The sequence below is a fragment of the Bacillus sp. EB600 genome, from assembly GCF_024494385.1.
Classification (GTDB): domain Bacteria; phylum Bacillota; class Bacilli; order Bacillales; family Cytobacillaceae; genus JAEVLT01.
Window position 1 is genome coordinate 199,234 of the sequence record NZ_JAEVLT010000007.1, and the last position, 17,948, is coordinate 217,181.

Below are 17,948 nucleotides of genomic sequence, written 5' to 3' on the forward strand. Positions count from 1 at the left end.
TACAGTACCTCCACAAAAAGAAATACAACAAACTTGACCTTACTATATGTGGTGATTATTTTTATAGCGTTCATTTCACTAGGGATATACATATGGTTGAGATTGTGAATAAACAGAACTTTTTTAACCCTTTGTCCGCTTTGTAACCACCATAATAACGGAGATGATGAAATATGACATGGATCATTCTTTTAAGTATTGTCATAACTATTGGTTTTATCGTGATGACTAGTATCCCAACAAGTGCTGTAGAATTGCTTATCAGCAAATTTGAAATTCATTCAAAACTTAGTAACACGAATACCACCGTGACCATCGACGGAAAACGCTTAGAAGGTGAAGATAAAATTCAAGTTATTTATGATTTTAACGAAGCAATATTTTTAAAGAGGCATAATATCTATCAAGGAACAGAGGAATTGTTTTTACATCCAGAAAATGGTGGAACTCCTATAGTCATTGATACGAAAAGAGGGAAAAAAGATGTTCGGTTTTTTGTGTACCGTTACAATGACCACGTTGATGTAGTCAAACAGTACAAGAGGAAAGTAATTGCATATAGCCTGCGTTCCGATAGCCTCCAAAAATGTTCTATGTCAGTTACAAGGAATTTAGTTTAAAAGAGTAAAAAAATAGATTGTCTTTAAAAGACAGTCTATTTTTTTTTATAAGACAGTTTGCATCATTCATACCCGTTAGAGTAAGACAGACCATTATTTTGAAACTGCTTGAAGGGCTTCAGCAAACCTTCTTATTCCTTCATTTATATTTTCTTCTTTTTCTCTTGCGAAGGTAAAACGGACAAATCCATTCTCAGACCCCATTGTTGATCCAGGAACATAAATGACTCCTCTTTTAATTGATTCCTCTAGCAATTGAATTTCATTAAAATTTTTTTTTATCCTGCACCATATATGAATTCCACCCTCTTGAATAGAAAAATCGACCTGTTCTTTTAAAATGGACTGAAGACTAACGACAATTTGATCTCTTCTACTTTCTAACTGCTTAACTAAATTCTTAATGTGAGATTCAAAATCCTTGGAATCTAAAAAATCATTGGCAATCCATTGAGTATAGCTGGCATGTCCAAAATCGATTTGCTGCTTGGCATCTGATAACCTTTCGATAACCGATTTTGGTCCTATAATCCATCCTATCCTTAAACCTGAAGCAACGATTTTTGTCAGTGAGCTAATATATAAAACATTCCCATAACGATCTAATGATTTTAGCGTTTGAATCCTTTCACCTGTAAAAGATGTTAAACTGTAAGGATCATCTTCCACAACCGGAATTCCATATTCAGAAGAGATTTCCAGAACCTTTTTCCGCTTATCTTCATCCATTAAATTACCAGTGGGATTCTGAAAAATGGGATTCAAAAAAATCATCCTAATTCTATGTTTTTTATATAAAGCAGTTATATCGTTTGGGTCTATTCCGTCTTTATCCACTTTTAAAAAATATGTTTTAATTCCAGCTGATTTGAATACAGGCAGATTGTAATGATAGGAAGGATCTTCGATCGCTACTGCGTCTCCAGGTTTTAACAAACATTGAACAACAAGATGCAAAGCTTGCTGTGCCCCTGATGTAATTAAAATAGATGATGGGTTCGTTTCTATTCTACGAAACTGTTTAACATGGTTCGTAAGAGTTTCCCGGAGAATCGCATTACCTTGGGGATGGTCATAGCCTAATGTTCCCACAAAGGATCTGTTGGAAGTAATCTTTCTTAGTGAGTTCATCGGAAAAAGATCCTGAGACAATTCCCCACTGGCTAAATTTATTAGTTTATGCTCCGTCATTTCTTTTTGAATTCTTTGCGTTACAGGCAAATTGGGCAGAAACGAACCTGCCTCGATGTACCTGTTCCAACTGGGAATACGTTTCTGGGCAATTCCCCAAATATCCTTGCTGACTGTTGTTCCACTGCCTCTACTTCGATTAATAAGCCCATTTGATTCCAATGCGTCATATGCAGCAGTTACAGTGCTTCTGTTTAGTCCAAGCTCTTTAGCCAAACCTCTTTCAGAAGGCAAAGGTTTATCATGGGGGAAAGTACCATCAGCAATCCCGTTCTCAATATAATCAGAAAGTTGTTTATAAATAGGTATTTTAGATTCTCGATCCGGTTTCCAATAATCCATTTGTTACATCCTTTGATTTTATTTATGTCTCATAGTAAATAGTGTATATTTTTTTATTTTATCATTCATTTCAGAAACCTAAAAAATAACCTATAGTAAATAATTCCTGCTATTTTTTACGCTTTGGCAATGTCAAGCTCTTTTTTGACGTTTGTCTTGTGATCATTGCGGTTGCTATCTCTTTTTCTGGATTGGGAGAAATCCGCGGTATCCGGGAAGGAACAATCGTTTCGGCTCTCATCGTCGGACCTATGATTAAATTATTCCGCAAAGTTCTTACTAATAGTTCTGCTTTTACTTCGCAAGGGAAAGATTTTCTGAAAGGGTAAAAAAGTTATTCAGAAGAGCGCGGCGGAATTGGTTATGAAGATCTGTTTGATGGCATCAGAGGGAAAAGGATGGACCGGATAACAACTTATTAACTATTAATTCATTAATCCAAAGATGAAAATATAGAAAGAAGTTGGAATGCTAATGATCAAAGTTTTCCGTGTTATGAAACCATTACGGTAGTTGAAGCTGCCAAGATACAAACGGCAAAAGTTCCTTTCGGTTGTAATGGTGGAATTTGTAAAACTTACCCTTTTAGTGACCTGCAACTCGAATTGATCAAGAAGTAACTTAACTAGTTTGAACCGTCCTGATTGTTTCATTTACTCGTGAATTGTGCCACATGCTCTTTTCAGCCAATTTTTACATATATCGTTTAAATCCTAAAGTGTGCCGATTTTGGTGCACTTTTTTTAGTATAATGTAGGAATGGTATAATTTTTATCGCCTAACTACTTTTAGATAGAATTTGGACAGGTTTTTAGTATTAACTTTTATTAAACTCTTAAAGATGCAATCAAACGATATAACCATACAAGTAGGAAATGAAAAAGAAGGGGAGAGGTTCTATGAAATTTTTTCATACAGCTGATTGGCATTTAGGCAAACTCGTTCAGGGTGTCTATATGACGGATGATCAGCACCATGTACTGCAAGAGTTTATTAAAGCAATTGAGGATGAAAAGCCAGACGCAGTTATCATTGCTGGAGATTTGTACGACCGTGCAGTCCCGCCTACGGAGGCAGTAAAACTATTAGATGAGGTCCTGGAAACCATTGTCCTCAAACTTGAGACTCCAGTTTTAGCCCTTGCGGGTAACCATGATAGTCCGAGCCGTTTGAATTTTGCTAGTAATATTATGAAAGCAAATGGTTGTCATATAGTGGGTCAAATTTCAAAGAATATCGATTCGATTATACTTGAAGATGAGTATGGGGAGGTTCATTTTCATCTTGTTCCATATGCTGATCCAAGTGTTGTAAGGCATATTTTTGCGGATGAGGAAATACGCACTCATAATGATGCGATGAAAAAGATTACCGAAGAAATTACCGCGAACATGGACCCCATTGCACGTCATGTTTTGGTTGGACATGCCTTTGTTACCCCACACGGTGAGCATGAGGATAATACTAGTGATTCGGAACGCCCACTTGCAATTGGTGGAACAGAACAGGTGGATGCCAATCATTTCTCAAAATTTCAATACACGGCACTAGGTCACTTGCACCAAGCCCATTTCGTCTTAAATGAAACGATCCAATACTCAGGATCGCCATTAAAATATTCGATCTCAGAGGAGCGGCATAAAAAAGGTTTTTATATCGTGGAAATGGATGCGGAAGGAAAAGTAACCGTTGAGAAAAGATTGTTGACGCCATTACATGATATGCGAACAGTAGAGGCGACGATGGAAGATTTACTGAAGCATGAAAAGAACGATGACTATGTGTTTGTCCGTCTATTAGATGAAACACCCGTTCTTTCTCCGATGGAAAAGGTTCGGTCCGTTTATCCAAATGCGATGCATGTAGAACGAAATGTTCAGTTTCAATCAACGGGTAGTGGTCAAGATGGTGTTAAAGGTGCGAGACAGAAAATGGATGATCTATCACTTTTTAGAGCTTTCTATCAAGAAGTGAAAGGCGTAGCTGCTTCGGAGGAAACAGAGGCAATCTTTACCGAAGTTCTACAAGAGCAATTACATGGGGAAGAAGAATTCAAGGCGGCAGCTAAACAAATTGCAGCAACAAAATAAGTTTGCAAAGAAAGGAGTGTAAAAGGAATGAAACCAATAAAAATTACGATGACGGCATTTGGACCCTATAAGGACAAGGAAGTTATTGATTTCACTGAACTAAAAGAAAACCGTTTATTTGTTATTTCAGGAAATACGGGTGCTGGAAAGACAACCATTTTTGATGCGATCTCTTTTGCTCTATACGGGGCAGCAAGTGGAGAAGACCGCAGTGACACAAAGTTTATGAGAAGTGATTTTGCTGAGGATGATGTTCATACATCTGTCGAGCTCGAGTTTGAGTTGCATCATCACCTCTATCGGATTAAAAGGCAGCTGCCACATGTAAAAAAAGGGAACAAAAGTGCAACGGGCGAGCAATATGAATTTTTTGAGAAGAAAAATGGTAAGGAAGTTCCGTGTGTTGACAGGCAAATGGTTTCAGAGATTAATAAAAAGATTGAATCATTAATGGGGCTAACAAAGGATCAGTTCAGCCAGATTGTCATGCTGCCACAAGGAGAATTCCGCAAGCTATTAACCTCGGAAACGACGAATAAGGAAGAAATTCTACGGAAAATATTTAAAACAGAGCCGTATCTGTGGATCAATGAACGCCTGAAAGAAAAGAAAAAGTTAGCCGAGGATGATTTTAAAAGGGAAGCCCATACAAGAGACGGCTTTATCCGTGATATCCAATCAACCATTCCGGAACGGGAAGGGTCCGTGCTCTTTGAAACGCTGTTACAAAAAAGCTATAACACAAATCAGGTACTTGCCGGCCTGGACGAAGAGACTGCTTATTATCAAGATGAAATGGAGAAAAATCAAAAACAGGCCAAAGAAGCAGAAGGTGTTTATAACCAAAAGCTCGAGGCTTTTCACAAAGCGGAACAATTAAATGAACAATTTAAGAAACTGGAAGATAAAGAGGAAACACTGAATGAATTAACCGGACAAGTCCCTATTTTTGCGGAAAAAGAAAAACAGCTTGAACGAGCTGAACGGGCAAGTAAGATTGAGTCTTATGAAAAACAAGTAATTGAATGGCGTCAGGATGAAAAGGAAAAGAAACAGAAGCTCGTTATGGCTGAAGGAGAGCAAGAAAGGGCTGGTAAACAGTTAGCGAAAGCACAAGGAGATTACAAAACAGAGGAAAATAAGAAAGCAGACCGGGAAGAACTGGTAAGGAAGCTAGACCGGTACCAAAGCTTTTTACCAACAGTTAAAGAGATTGATAGTAAAAAGTTAGAGCTCATGAGCTTACAAAAAGAGGTCCGAAGATTGGAAGATGATCTGGATCTTCTGCAGAAGAAAATAAAAGATGAAAAGGCAGTAAAGGATCAGCTTCGTACTACGATTAAGGGGATGGAAAAGGAAGTTGATCAACTATCAGAAAAGCAGAAAAAAGTAGTGGAAATGCGTGACAGGGTTCGTATTTTGCATGAATATCTAAAACTGAATGAAAACCATATAGAGTTTGAGCAGCTATTCAAGACTAAAAAACAAGACTATCTGGAAATTAAAGACCAATATGACAAACTTGAGGAAGCATGGGTGAATGGTCAGGCAACGATTCTGGCAGCACATTTACATGACGGAAAGCCTTGCCCGGTATGTGGAAGCATTGAGCACCCAAATAAGGCACAAGGCCAGGATACTGTTCCGACAAAGGACGAGCTCGAGCAAGTTAAAAATAAATTAAATAGCAAGGATAGCGATTATCGGGATGCCGCAGCGAAGTTGAAAGCCAATAAGTATCAGTTTGATATAAAGTCAGCGGAGGTAGCCGAAATTGGAGTGCCGATTCAGGATGTACAACATGAATATAACCAATTGGCCTCAGAGGGAAAAAGGCTGAGTAGCGAGGTTAAATTGTTAGAAAAAGAGAAAGAGAACCTTGATAAGGTAAAGAAAAACCTTGAAAAGAAGGAAAAAGAGTTAGAGCAGCTGGAAGCGGAACAAACGGATAAGGCAAAGGCATATCAAGAGCAGCACACGAGCTTTGAAACCAAAAAAGCGGTTTATAAGGAACAGGTAAATCAAATTCCTGAGGACATTCGGATTTTAACTTTATTAGAGCAAAAAATCGCTGAGACACAAGCTCAAAAAACGAGAATGGAACGGGCTTGGGAGACTGCTCAAAAACTGCTCCAGTCAGCAAAAGTAGCAGAGACAAAAGCAGCGGCAGATCTTTTAAATGCAAGAAAACAATTAGAAGAAAGTAATAACAAAAAGGAAAAGTCAGAAACGGAATTTGCCCAATTACTTGTAAATGCTCATTTCTCTTCTGAAGAAGCCTACCACGGGGCTAAACTGCCTGAACAAGAACGCGCGCATTTAAAGGATGAAATCAATACTTTTAAAAATAATCTTGCATCCCTTCAGCAGCTAGTAAAAGAACTACAAGATTCCTTGAAGAATAAAACTAAGGCTGACCTGGCAGTACTCGCAACTGAGGTTGACAACTTGAAAAAAATATTTGAGGATGCCGATGTAGTGTTAAGACAATCAACGCACTATCATCAGAAAGCTGCAGAGTTGAGAACGAAAATTTTTGAAGCTGAAAAAAGTGTAGCTGAGTTGGAGAGACAATTTACAATCGTGACGGACTTATATGATGTTGTAAGGGGACAGAACAACAGTAAAATTTCATTTGAGCGTTATATACAAATAGAATTCCTTGAACAAATAATCATTGCGGCAAACGAACGATTGAAGCACTTGTCCAATGGCCAATTTTTATTAATGCGCAGTGAACGGCAAGAAAGCCGAGGTAAGCAAAGTGGTCTTGGCTTGGATGTCTATGATGCTTATACAGGGCAAACTCGTGATGTAAAAACTTTATCCGGGGGAGAAAAGTTTAATGCATCCTTATGCCTTGCACTTGGAATGGCCGATGTGATCCAAAGCTTTCAAGGCGGCGTTTCAATTGATACGATGTTTATCGATGAAGGCTTTGGCTCCTTAGATGAAGAATCACTGAACAAAGCGATCGATACCTTAATCGATTTACAGCAATCCGGCCGAATGATCGGAGTCATCTCCCACGTCCAAGAGCTGAAGGATGCTATACCTGCTATATTAGAAGTGAAAAAGACAAAAGAAGGTCACAGTCAAACAAAGTTTGTTCTGAAATAGAGATACACTGTGTAAAGAAGGACAATTTTCCTTTTTATATAGCTTCACACTTCATTGTGTGAGGCTTTCTCTGTTTTTGACAGACTCTGGATATCTCTGACTACTCTCAAACTTTTAATTGGAAATGCTAATGGACATAAGCTAAAATTATTATTTTATTGATTTTGTTAAGGTTAAATTAAGCTTTTTGCCTGATAATAGGTTCCAAGAAAATACCAAAAATCAAAGGGGGTAGAAAATGAAGATGAATCGTGTATTCACAACTTTCGTTTCAATCTTGATGATTTTCGTTATTGTTGGTTGTTCGAATTCTGGAAATCCAGGTAAAACTGCTGCAGGGTCAAGGGGGTATCCAAAACCAGATGTATTCGGTGAGGTATCTGCTATTGGTGGAAATAAGGTGACCTTGAAGCTTTTGAAAGTCCCGCAAATGTCCGGTCGGAATGGACAAGTTAGAGGAACTGGTGATGGAAACATGGGAGTAAATGCCGCAGGCAATAATGGAAGGTTTGCTAGTGGTTCTGGAGGTCCTGGTAAAGGCGGAATGAGACCCAGAAACTACACAGGAGAAACGAAAACCATTGTAATTCCAAAAGGTGTTTCAATTACGACAATGACCAGGGGAACAAATGGAATGAATCAAACGAATATCAGCTTAAATGACTTAACAACTGGAAGTACGTTATCAATCTATTATGATACCGATGGAAAAACAATCAAAAGTATTAGGGTGCAAAAACCAAGAACAGTTAATGGGCAAGCCGGAAACTCCGGGAGCTAAAATAGTTGGTAAATAAGTGCCAGAAACAATCCGAATCTGGAGAGTACTGGCATTTTTTGTTTGGAGCCACCGGACAAAATTCAAACTTCGAAGAATTAAGTTGAAAATAATTGACTATGAATAAATTACCTAACATTAAAGACAATATTAGTAAGAAAGAAGTGTAATAATGGTTCCTTCATTAATTCGTTTAGGGTTGGTTTTACTATCATGGACTTCAATTATTTTTTTCATATCCAATTAATTGGATATGAAAAAGTTAAAGGTATATGAGTTAAAAAATTTTAAAAGCAAGCATGCATTCCTAACATCCATGGGTTTCTCTTTCATAATTTACTGTTACCAATTACCTCTTAACCGCTGCTTACCATATTATAAACGATAAGCCCCAATTCCATTTTAGAAAAAAAGGCTTCCCTCTGTTAGGATCAAGTTTTGTTATAAACGTTTTATAGCGTGAAAGACAGGAGCTTTTTTTAAATCTTAACTTGGGAATTTTTTTTGTTTAGTTATACATTCCAAACTTTGAGTTAAATGGTAATTTAAAAAGTTTCATAGACGATAGGAATGAATGTTTGGTATAATAAGTCTTGAACCTTACTTTTTATTATAAAAATGATATGGAGTGGACTAAATGAAACTAATCAACGCTGAAGTTAAAGACGTTAACCCTAAAAACTCAACTTTTAATATTCTTTTAACCTTCTCAAATGATGTACAGGCTCTGTTAAATTGCCGAGCAGAGGGCGAAGTTAAAGCATATAACCTCTCAATAATGGGTGGCACTTGCCCTTGTTGCTATAAACCTAATTGTGCAAGCTTTTTTGCGAAACGACATGAATACCTTATTGAAGCACAGAAATTCACAGATTTCCCAAGTGAATTAGTAGCACCAAGAGAATTAGTTAATCGTTAATACGATCAAGTAAATAGACCGGAATTAGTGGGTTATTGGATACGGATCCGGAAAAATCCTATACAATAGAAAAGCCGTTTTCTAAATATGGAAAACGGCTTTTTGTTTAGAAATTGGTCAGGAAATGCTGCTAGCTGCTGTTATGATTGTGTTCATTTCGGCCTCCTTGGGATTATGATGTTTAAATTCACTGAGGAGATTTTATTCGGACAGTCCAGCCCCGGTTCGAAATCGCATGGAATGATAAATTTTGCTATACTATAATTATATTTAGAATTCTTTTAATACTTTATTGGTGGAGGAAGTTATGACAATTTACGGTTATGGGAAAAGTTATGAAACTTTATATCTGAAAGCATACGAGTTAGCAAAAGCAGGCAAACCTACCTTGCTTTTTAGTTGTGAAACTGATATCTTCAAGCTACATAAAATATTGATCTCACACATAGAGAAAATCGAGATGAAAAAGATAAATAATCCGACTGAAGAAGAACTAAAAGTACTTGAAAATGCAAAAAACCATTTTGTTGGAGTTCCATTTTTTATTATTGCTGGGGAAAAGAATATACCGCTTGAAGAAATCGAAGATGTGATCACTAATTTCAAAAGTACGGAAAAAATTACGGATGTCGTATTTGATTATGTTGAAAATGAAGGTCAAATCAAACAAATTGCTTCACAATTAAATGTAAATATTCATTACTAATCTAGTCTAGTCAGTTAGAGTCATAGTCATAACTGCAGTAAAGGAAAAATGCAGGCTTACACAAACCTGCATTTCTTTTTCCGGTTGGTATCCATGTGCTTGGTCACTTGGTCTGTTTTCCTATACCTTTGCTGCCTTATTATTATCTGCATTTTCAACATATGCACCATCAAATTTCACCAACTTCTTTGTCAATTTTGATATAATTATATTTAAAATATTCCAAATATTATGTCTAAAGATCCGTTAAAAGAAATTGGTTGAATTCCGCCAACTTTGAATAAAATCTGGCTATATTGACTCAGGAAGGAGGCTTTTGTAGGCAAAATGAAATCTAACATTACGGATATTTTTATCTCTCTTCACATCACTGCAAAAATTTAGGAATAAACAGGGAACTCTTTATGATAAAAATAACTATAATGATTTGTTAACAAAAGAAAATAATAGGGGGATAAATATGCTAAAAAATAAAATCATGATGATGGTTTTAGGTGTTTCTCTAATTCTTGCGGGATGTGGTTCCACGGATAATCACAAAGGAAGCCAAAAAAGTGATGGAGCTACAACAACAGGCAACAAACCATCCAGTCAGCAAACATCAAATTCCAACGCAGCATCCACCAATACAAATGGCGAGTCCAGTCAATCGTCTGGAAAATCGTCAAATTCGAATAATACGAATGCAAATTCACCGACTCCTCCTACAGAGAATACTCCATCACAAAGTACTAACGTTAATATGAGCATGGTCACCGCGGTTCGATTAGCTGATTTCAATACGGGCTGGTCTGGTGGAAGTGGCTGGATAGCAAAAACAGCTTCAGGTGGAAAAAAGTGGACGATCGTTTACCAAGGAAGTGGAACAGTGCAGCAAATATTTGCGTTAAACCACTCGGACGTGTGGGCAACTTTAAACCAAGGTGGGAACAAGTCGAAGCTCCTGCACTCGAATGATGGTGGCAAGCATTGGGGCTTTGTTGGGACAACACCAAATCAAGCTTTTCTTCATTTCACTTCAAAAACGACTGCCTTAAGCGGGAATTATCTTACACAAGATGGAGGGAAGACATGGAATTTACTGCCAATGCCAAAGGATACGGTGGGTGACGTGTATTATCATGATGCAAAAAACGGATGGGCAGTAACCCAAAGTACTAATGTTTTAGATGTAAAAAGAACAAATGATGGCGGACATTCATGGGAAAGCGTCATGTCTAAAAGTCTATTTTCTCCGCTGTCTGGTTCCACCATTCGGTCGGCAGGAACGAGTGATGCTTGGATTGAACTCATTGGAGGTACTGGAATGAACCAAACATCCTATTCTGTTTTTCATACAACAGATGGTGGAAAGTCCTGGACGACAGTCATAGCTAATTCCACGGCAGGGGGCGGACCAGCTCCAGGATTTAGCCAAGACTATCATAATGGACCTATCAATAAAGGGTCGAAACCTGGGCCTCTTTATGTGGTTAATTCTCAAATTGCTTTCATGGGTGGGGCATGCCCTGCATGTGAACACCCAAATTCGATTGGTTTTACGAAGGATGCAGGAAATACATGGGTGAACAGCAAAATGACATTAGACGGAAACGGAGATGCTTATTTAGCAATTTCAGATGCGAATCATGGGTGGTGGATCACATCTGAAAATGAAAAGCAAAGTGTGATGTATACAACAACTGATGGGGGGCTTCACTGGAATCAAGTTCATGTATTTCACTAACTGTATGTAATATTATTTTTTTACAAGATCACATTCGGGAAAACGCTTGTTACAGAATGTTGTAGGATGAATGCTTCTGGGAGTATAATAAAAGTAATTAAATAGTTATCGAGAGTGGCTAAGAGAACTGGCTCAATGATGTCACAGCAACCTGCATGAAGGCAAGGTGCTCCAACCAGCAAAGCAAAAGCTTTGGATGATAAAAGTCGGTTGAAACCCCTTTTGTATCCAATACAGAAGGGGTTTTACTTTTTCCAAAAAAGAAGGATTTAACAAACCTTTGAGGAGAGATGTGATCATGAACATTAACAAACTTGCAAGAGGTTATCTGTCTACAAATCTGAGTGGTGAGGAATTCTTAGAGTATGTTGCAAGTGCAATTGAGCAACAGCTTAAAGAATGGGACAAAAGTTATGAAGTGTTTGTTATGCAGCTTACGAACTATGAGGTAATGATAAAAAATGGAGACCAATATTACCATGTTCAGCTAACTGTAAATGAACTCGATTCACTGCAAAAGAGCAGCCCCTTTCAACTTGATCGGAAAGTATGGAGTGAATTAGAAAAACAAGAACTCCCGATTATAAGGGGGACTGGAAACTATATCGAAACGGTTTTATAATGGGCATTATTTTTATTTGAAGCATTTAATAACTACCGCAAAAATAAAAGAGGATGCCTCAAAAGGGTTTGACCCTTGCTTTTGAGACATTCTCTTTTTGCATATATAAAGGTGTTATTTCTTTATTCCCACAGCCTCATCTCAATGATGGTATCACTGCAGTGATTTATTTTACAAGTAAAGCGTTGTTAAGCTCTAGAGTATTTAATACGCCATTTTGGGTTTGCTTTAGTTGATCAACGTATTCGCCGATTGCATCCACAACCTCATCACGATTATTTTGTTGTTGCTTAATTGCTTCTTTTAAGGCTGATTCTAATTCGGCTTGTGATTTTGAAAGAGCTTCGAAAGTTTTTTTGCTTGGGCTGAATGCTAATGCTTCTACTTTTTGTTCAACTTCTTCAAACTTATCTGTCCATTCTGCAAAATTTTGTACACCAAAGTCAGGTAGAGCATTTTCTAAGACATCTTGTATATTTGAATTCCATTCAGCTATTAATTTTTTCGCTTCCTCTTCTAATCTAGTAAATTGTTCACTAGTAGCTTGGATCAATTCCTTTTGACGTTCTAATGCTTGTAAAGATTTTTCCTCTATTCCTTTTTGAAAAGATTGGAATGTTTTGAAGCTGTTAAACCAGCCATCCCAAAATACATCGATTACATTAATTACCTTTTCATCATTCAGAATCTTTTCAACTTTTTTTACTGCTGCCATTTAAAAAACCTCCATCAAATTTTTTATAGTATGAAAGGTCAAATTTGACCTTTTACAAAGAACATAACCTTCTTATGAAAAGAAAATATATGTTCTATTGAAAATTTTTCGATGTTTTACTAAGCTGTGTTTCCAACTAGGTTTTACCTTTGACCCTCTTCATCAGCATGAAATCGGGGAGTACCATCATTTCACTGCACATTTCGCAAGAATTTTCTTCTGTTTTTTGTTCCTTTATAGCTTGTTGAAATTGCAATTACTTATATGTGTAATTTACACCTATGTGTTAATAATGTCAACTGTTGAAATATTTTCTTTTTGAAACAAAATAAGGAAATGAGAGATAAATGGGGACAATTCCTGTTTGTTCATTTTTTTCGCAATATTATTAGATGTTACGGGTTAAAAATCCTTTGCATTGCAGTAATAGTAAATTGTTATAAAATTCATTATTTTTACAGTATAATAAAAGTAATAAAATAGTTATCAAGGGTAACTGTGAGAACTTGCTCTGGAAATGGGGGATAAAGCAGAATATTTTACACGTTTATAAAAGAGGAATGGACGAACAAAGGGGGGATATGGTTATGAATGTAAATGGTTACGCAAGGGCTTACGTAACACGAAATCAGGATGGAGAGCAATTCTTAAAGTATGTTTCAAAAGTAATCGAACAGCAGTTGAAAGAATGGGATGGAAATTATGAAGTGATCGTAATGAAGCTAAAGGACCACGAGTTTATAGTGAAAAAAGCGGGAGATTATTACCATATACATCTTTCCGAGAAGGAACTTGAATTACTGCTAAAAAGCGGCTCCTACCAGCTTGATCGGAAATTGTGGATGGAGTTAGAAAACCAAGGACTTACAATCATAAAGGGGACTGGAGATTATCTCGAAATGGTTTTATAATGTTGTGTTCGTTTCGTCAAAACAAAAGAAGATCAACTTTCGTATGAATAGTATCAATGTAAATAATCAGGGGCGATTTTTGAAAATTAGCGGGTGAAGGTCAGTTCCAGCACTAGTGGGACTGACCTTTACTATTTCCAGTGTGTGATGCTTCCTTAGTTTTCTAGTAAAGCAGAACCAGATATAATTTTTAATGCAGGTACCTTTTCTTAGTATTTACAATAATCACAACTTCATTTACTATTTCAGTATAGTTAGATATTTTGAGAAAGGTTGATTTGATGCTTTTTCATTTAGATCCATCGTTATTAGTTTTATTAATTATCTTTGGCTTTTTAGCAGCCTTTATCGATTCAGTTGTCGGTGGTGGCGGGCTCATTGCATTGCCAGCATTGTTATTTACAGGTCTTCCTCCCGCGTCCGCTGTTGCAACAAATAAATTAGCAGGGACAATTGGCTCGTTAACGAGTACGGTTATGTTTTATCGCTCAGGGGAGCTCGATTTAAAATCCGTTTATAAGTTATTTCCACTCACATTTATTGGATCGATGATTGGTGCCTGGACCGTCCATTTGATGAATCCTGAAGTGCTAAAACCACTGATGCTCGTCATGCTCGCAGTTGTTGCAATTTATACCATTTTAAAGAAAGATTGGGGGGGTAGATCAACTTATAAAAAATTATCAATCCGCCATTATACCATTTTTATCATTTTAATCTTTGCTATTGGTTTCTATGATGGATTTATAGGTCCCGGAACAGGATCCTTTTTAATTTTTGCCTTTTTAATGATTGGGTTTGATTTTTTAAAGGCGGCAGGAAATGCGAAGTTTTTAAACTTTGGCAGTAATATATCCGCACTGTTAATGTTTATGTACTTAGGACAAGTCAATTATACCTACGGGTTAGCTATGGGAATTGCACAATTTGTTGGGGCCATTTGCGGATCAAAATTTGCGATTAAACGAGGAAGTGGCTACGTTCGTGCCCTGTTCATAACAGTAACTTTTTTATTGATAGCTAAAAATGCGTATGATTATCTCCAATAACAAATACGAATTAATCTATGTTTTTAAAACTGTTTGTGTGAGTAGGGTGATGGATCACCAGGGAAAATAAAAATTGAGTGAAAAATTATACAAAGAGTACTTTAGTAGATGGTACTGGTTAGCCATAAAGGGCTAGCCAGTATTTTTATTTACTGTTGATTCAAGCCAAAAGGTATGAGAATGCCAAATATTCTTTTTCAAAAAATCATTTTAAATATAGATCTGTCTGGTTAACTTGCCTGTCTTTTTAAAAAGATTACGTTTACGAATGGACAGAAAAAATTCTTAAGAATTATGTAAACTTTCTAAAATAAATTGTTTTTTTCTCTTTATCCACATCTAATTTTGGGGTATCTACCGAAAGTTTTCTTTTTGCTCGCTGTAATGCATTATCAATTGTTTTTGGAGATGTGTTTAGTTCTTCCGAAATTTCAATATATGATTGACCATCTATATATAAAGCCAATACCCTTTGTTCTAAGCCACTAAGCAATTTAGCTATTTTTCGTTCAATGTCTACGACGGATTCCTGGTTAATGAGGATGGCCTCGGGATTTGTTATTTTTTCCTCCGGCATTACATCAATTAGCGTTGCGTTAGATTCGTCATTAAAAATAGGTTTATCCAGAGAGATATACGAATTCAAAGGGGAATGCTTTTTACGACTTGATTTTTTTATAGCAGTTACAATCTGTCTATAAATACAATGTTCAGCAAAAGCCTTAAAAGCAGTCATTTTTTCCTTTTTAAAATCACGAATCGCTTTATATAGACCAATCATTCCTTCTTGGATGATATCTTCACGATCTGCGCCAACTAAAAAATATCTTCTTGCTTTTCCACGAACAAGATTTTGATACTTCTGAAATAAGAAATTCAACGACTCCACATCTCCATTGTGAACGAGATCTACTAAAATTTCATCGTCTAAGTTACCATAATTTTCGGTCATTTTCACTTTGGTGTTTACACTCATTCAGATCCCTCCATCGAACGTAATTGAGTTATGCTGTTTCCATTACTAATCAGTTGTTCTTTGCAAAATGTAATTTAAGTATATTTACAATTTGCCTATCCATTAATTTGTTATACTGTCATGGAAGATCAATCACTTTTTTATCTGAAGTAACTAGTCTATTAAGGCTATATCAATATAGTAAAATACCTTCTTTATAATAACTTAAATTATCAGTTAAATAAATCGGTAATCATTCGACAAATTTTGTAATTAGCGTAAAGAGGAGGAGAATATGAAACTGGCTTATTAGGGATTACATGGCTTAAAAAAGAGAGTAAAGAGGGATTCTTAAAATACAGGTAGAGACTCAGTCCTCCATAAAGAATGTATATAATTGAGGGGGAATGGTTGAATTCAGATGTAAATCAATATATAACTTATTTACTATAAACAAATCTTTCCAAAAATATTTCTGAACCATTCTCTTAGTTAGGTTGTTTTATGGTGTAACTCTTTTATTTATTTATGGGTGTTAGTCGATACTGTTTGTAAAAATGAGAACCGCGCGAAGGCAACAGTGCAAATGCTTTTTTCGGAGTACTACTCGAATAAATAAAAAAGAAGATGTTCTTAAAAGGGTTTGGCCCCTTTTTGAAACATCCTCTTTTTGCATATTGCAAGGTAAAATTCTTCATAGCCCGCAGAATCACCTTAAAGATGGATCCCACGCATTGGTTTATTTTGCAAGTAAAGCGTTGTTAAGTTCAAAAGGTTTTAATACACTATTTTGAGTTTCTTTTAGTTGATCAACATATCCGCCGATTGCATTTACAACTTCAGCACGATTATTTTGTTGCTGCTCAATGGCTTCCCTTAAAGCTGTCTCTAACTGTGCTTGTGATTTAGAAAGCGCATCGATTGTTTTTTGGCTTGGGCTGAATGCTAATGCTTCAACTTTTTGTTCGACTTCTTCAAACTTTTTTGTCCATTCTGCAAGATTCTGCACAGCAAAATCAGGAAGAGATTTTTTCAAAACTTCTTGTAAATTTGCATTCCACTCAGCTGTTAACTTTTTGGATTCCTCTTCAAATTTTGCGAGTTGTTCACGAGTTGCTTGGAATAATTCTTTTTGACTTTCAAGAGCTTGTAAAGATTTTTCTTCAATTCCTTTTTGAAAAGATTGAAATGTTTTGAAACTGTTAAACCAACCATCCCAGAAAACATCAATTACATTAATCACTTTTTCTTCTGTGTTTGCTACTGCCATTTTTAAAAACCTCCAAAAATTTTTATTGTATTTAAAATTGAATCTGACTTTTAAAACAGAACTTATTCTTCTTACTGCTTGAACATATAAGTTCTATTGATTTCGATGTTTTTCTAAGATGATCTAACAATTTTGTTTTACTTAATCGTACATTTTGAAAAATGTATTTATTTATCTACTTGTGTTTCAGTAAGTTTAACAACTTTTCAATATTGTTATTACCTTTATGTGTAATTTACACTTATGTGTTAATATTGTCAACTCTAGAAATATATTCTTTTCAAAACAAAATAAGGGAAATGAATACAAATGGGTCTGATTCGAGATGATGCAGCTATTCATAGTTGGGCATCCAAATGAACTAAGTGAGTACGTATGCATAAACGTTGAAGCCTTGTATCAAACAATGCAGAGGGAAAGGAGAAAACATTTTCTAATAATGTTGTATACATCTTTAATTATGGTAATGAAGGGACCAATAATATTTAAAGAAGAGCGATAAGAGCTGAATAAAGAGTAGTCTGCGGCAAACTTTATTTCTTGGGAAAGTTTAATAGTAGACATTTTCCGCAGTACTTGACATATGAATACGTATTTTTTCTGGGATTATTTAAAGCAAGCTTCCATTTTCCAAAAGTTTCTCGTTGAAGTCTATTAATCACGATGATAATATTATAATCCCGACAGAGGGATTAATACTTAAGTTGTTCACTTGTTGTAGAAACTTTTCCTTATAGAAAGGAATAAGGGGAATGGTAAAAAAAAACTGTTGTAATGAAACACCTTTGTTGTTATGATAGTAAAGTTCCCTTTCAAACAGGGCTCATCAATTTAATAGCTTATCTCCTAATTGGAAAAACTTTTTAATTGATAGAATGAAAGAAATATGATAGAATTGAATTTGTCGCTTCTTTCATAAGTGCATTGTTCTTTG

The 17,948-nt window shown here is 36.0% G+C and carries 15 protein-coding genes and 1 riboswitch; of the genes, 11 read left to right on the forward strand and 4 right to left on the reverse strand.

All coding sequences use genetic code 11. From position 1 onward, the window contains the following. Window positions 1–173: 173 nt before the first annotated feature. Window positions 174–620: a YfmQ family protein gene (locus JN080_RS10440; RefSeq protein ID WP_256235925.1), complete on the forward strand. Its 447-nt coding sequence runs from the start codon at window positions 174–176 to the stop codon at window positions 618–620. A gap of 93 nt (window positions 621–713) precedes the next feature. Here the strand turns inward: JN080_RS10440 and pdxR are convergent, their stop codons facing one another. Further along, complete coding sequence (pdxR, locus tag JN080_RS10445; RefSeq protein ID WP_256235926.1) at window positions 714–2,153, reverse strand: MocR-like pyridoxine biosynthesis transcription factor PdxR; 1,440 nt, start codon at window positions 2,151–2,153, stop codon at window positions 714–716. A gap of 92 nt (window positions 2,154–2,245) precedes the next feature. Between pdxR and JN080_RS30140 the strand changes: the two genes are divergently transcribed. The 8 genes from JN080_RS30140 (at window position 2,246) to JN080_RS10480 (ending at window position 12,114) form a co-directional block, all read left to right on the forward strand. Continuing rightward, entirely contained in the window at window positions 2,246–2,482 is a 237-nt protein-coding gene (locus JN080_RS30140) for a DUF6198 family protein (RefSeq protein ID WP_483861542.1), read from the forward strand. A gap of 570 nt (window positions 2,483–3,052) precedes the next feature. Further along, complete coding sequence (locus JN080_RS10450) at window positions 3,053–4,243, forward strand: exonuclease SbcCD subunit D (protein WP_256235927.1); 1,191 nt, start codon at window positions 3,053–3,055, stop codon at window positions 4,241–4,243. Window positions 4,244–4,270: 27 nt separating this feature from the next. Then, on the forward strand, window positions 4,271–7,363 hold the full coding sequence (locus tag JN080_RS10455) for an AAA family ATPase (protein WP_256235928.1): 3,093 nt from the start codon (window positions 4,271–4,273) through the stop codon (window positions 7,361–7,363). 238 nt (window positions 7,364–7,601) lie between these two features. Continuing rightward, on the forward strand, window positions 7,602–8,144 hold the full coding sequence (locus tag JN080_RS10460) for a hypothetical protein (protein ID WP_256235929.1): 543 nt from the start codon (window positions 7,602–7,604) through the stop codon (window positions 8,142–8,144). Window positions 8,145–8,778: 634 nt separating this feature from the next. After that, entirely contained in the window at window positions 8,779–9,060 is a 282-nt protein-coding gene (locus JN080_RS10465) for a hypothetical protein (RefSeq protein ID WP_256235930.1), read from the forward strand. A gap of 307 nt (window positions 9,061–9,367) precedes the next feature. Continuing rightward, window positions 9,368–9,766, forward strand: coding sequence for a DnaB-like helicase C-terminal domain-containing protein (locus tag JN080_RS10470; protein ID WP_256235931.1), 399 nt, complete (start codon window positions 9,368–9,370; stop codon window positions 9,764–9,766). A gap of 460 nt (window positions 9,767–10,226) precedes the next feature. After that, the gene (locus tag JN080_RS10475) at window positions 10,227–11,492 is read left to right on the forward strand and encodes a WD40/YVTN/BNR-like repeat-containing protein (RefSeq protein ID WP_256235932.1); all 1,266 of its coding nucleotides are present in this window, start codon (window positions 10,227–10,229) and stop codon (window positions 11,490–11,492) included. 102 nt (window positions 11,493–11,594) lie between these two features. Continuing rightward, window positions 11,595–11,698: riboswitch (SAM riboswitch) on the forward strand. Between the two features lie 92 nt (window positions 11,699–11,790). Beyond that, on the forward strand, window positions 11,791–12,114 hold the full coding sequence (locus tag JN080_RS10480) for a hypothetical protein (RefSeq protein ID WP_256235933.1): 324 nt from the start codon (window positions 11,791–11,793) through the stop codon (window positions 12,112–12,114). A gap of 166 nt (window positions 12,115–12,280) precedes the next feature. On the opposite strand, the gene JN080_RS10485 is transcribed toward JN080_RS10480, so the two are convergent. Continuing rightward, complete coding sequence (locus tag JN080_RS10485; RefSeq protein WP_256235934.1) at window positions 12,281–12,829, reverse strand: hypothetical protein; 549 nt, start codon at window positions 12,827–12,829, stop codon at window positions 12,281–12,283. 587 nt (window positions 12,830–13,416) lie between these two features. On the opposite strand from JN080_RS10485, the gene JN080_RS10490 reads away from it, so the two are divergent. Together JN080_RS10490 and JN080_RS10495 are read left to right on the forward strand one after the other, a co-directional pair. Beyond that, window positions 13,417–13,740, forward strand: coding sequence for a hypothetical protein (locus JN080_RS10490; RefSeq protein WP_256235935.1), 324 nt, complete (start codon window positions 13,417–13,419; stop codon window positions 13,738–13,740). 281 nt (window positions 13,741–14,021) lie between these two features. Continuing rightward, complete coding sequence (locus JN080_RS10495; protein WP_256235936.1) at window positions 14,022–14,789, forward strand: TSUP family transporter; 768 nt, start codon at window positions 14,022–14,024, stop codon at window positions 14,787–14,789. 292 nt (window positions 14,790–15,081) lie between these two features. Here JN080_RS10495 and sigH read toward each other — a convergent pair whose 3' ends face one another. Further along, the gene (gene sigH / locus JN080_RS10500; protein WP_256235937.1) at window positions 15,082–15,765 is read right to left on the reverse strand and encodes an RNA polymerase sporulation sigma factor SigH; all 684 of its coding nucleotides are present in this window, start codon (window positions 15,763–15,765) and stop codon (window positions 15,082–15,084) included. Between the two features lie 718 nt (window positions 15,766–16,483). After that, window positions 16,484–17,014 carry a hypothetical protein gene (locus tag JN080_RS10505; protein WP_256235938.1) on the reverse strand — a complete coding sequence of 177 codons (531 nt, stop codon included), beginning with the start codon at window positions 17,012–17,014 and terminating at the stop codon, window positions 16,484–16,486. Window positions 17,015–17,948 lie beyond the last annotated feature (934 nt).

Bases quoted from the DNA above. Each gene is read 5' to 3' on its own strand.
- JN080_RS10490 (WP_256235935.1), top strand. From the start codon at position 13,417: ATGAATGTAAATGGTTACGCAAGGGCTTACGTAACACGAAATCAGGAT.
- JN080_RS10450 (WP_256235927.1), top strand. From the start codon at position 3,053: ATGAAATTTTTTCATACAGCTGATTGGCATTTAGGCAAACTCGTTCAG.
- JN080_RS10480 (WP_256235933.1), top strand. From the start codon at position 11,791: ATGAACATTAACAAACTTGCAAGAGGTTATCTGTCTACAAATCTGAGT.
- sigH (WP_256235937.1), bottom strand. From the start codon at position 15,765: ATGAGTGTAAACACCAAAGTGAAAATGACCGAAAATTATGGTAACTTA.
- pdxR (WP_256235926.1), bottom strand. From the start codon at position 2,153: ATGGATTATTGGAAACCGGATCGAGAATCTAAAATACCTATTTATAAA.
- JN080_RS10460 (WP_256235929.1), top strand. From the start codon at position 7,602: ATGAAGATGAATCGTGTATTCACAACTTTCGTTTCAATCTTGATGATT.
- JN080_RS10495 (WP_256235936.1), top strand. From the start codon at position 14,022: ATGCTTTTTCATTTAGATCCATCGTTATTAGTTTTATTAATTATCTTT.
- JN080_RS10475 (WP_256235932.1), top strand. From the start codon at position 10,227: ATGCTAAAAAATAAAATCATGATGATGGTTTTAGGTGTTTCTCTAATT.
- JN080_RS10470 (WP_256235931.1), top strand. From the start codon at position 9,368: ATGACAATTTACGGTTATGGGAAAAGTTATGAAACTTTATATCTGAAA.
- JN080_RS10485 (WP_256235934.1), bottom strand. From the start codon at position 12,829: ATGGCAGCAGTAAAAAAAGTTGAAAAGATTCTGAATGATGAAAAGGTA.
- JN080_RS10505 (WP_256235938.1), bottom strand. From the start codon at position 17,014: ATGGCAGTAGCAAACACAGAAGAAAAAGTGATTAATGTAATTGATGTT.
- JN080_RS10455 (WP_256235928.1), top strand. From the start codon at position 4,271: ATGAAACCAATAAAAATTACGATGACGGCATTTGGACCCTATAAGGAC.
- JN080_RS10440 (WP_256235925.1), top strand. From the start codon at position 174: ATGACATGGATCATTCTTTTAAGTATTGTCATAACTATTGGTTTTATC.
- JN080_RS10465 (WP_256235930.1), top strand. From the start codon at position 8,779: ATGAAACTAATCAACGCTGAAGTTAAAGACGTTAACCCTAAAAACTCA.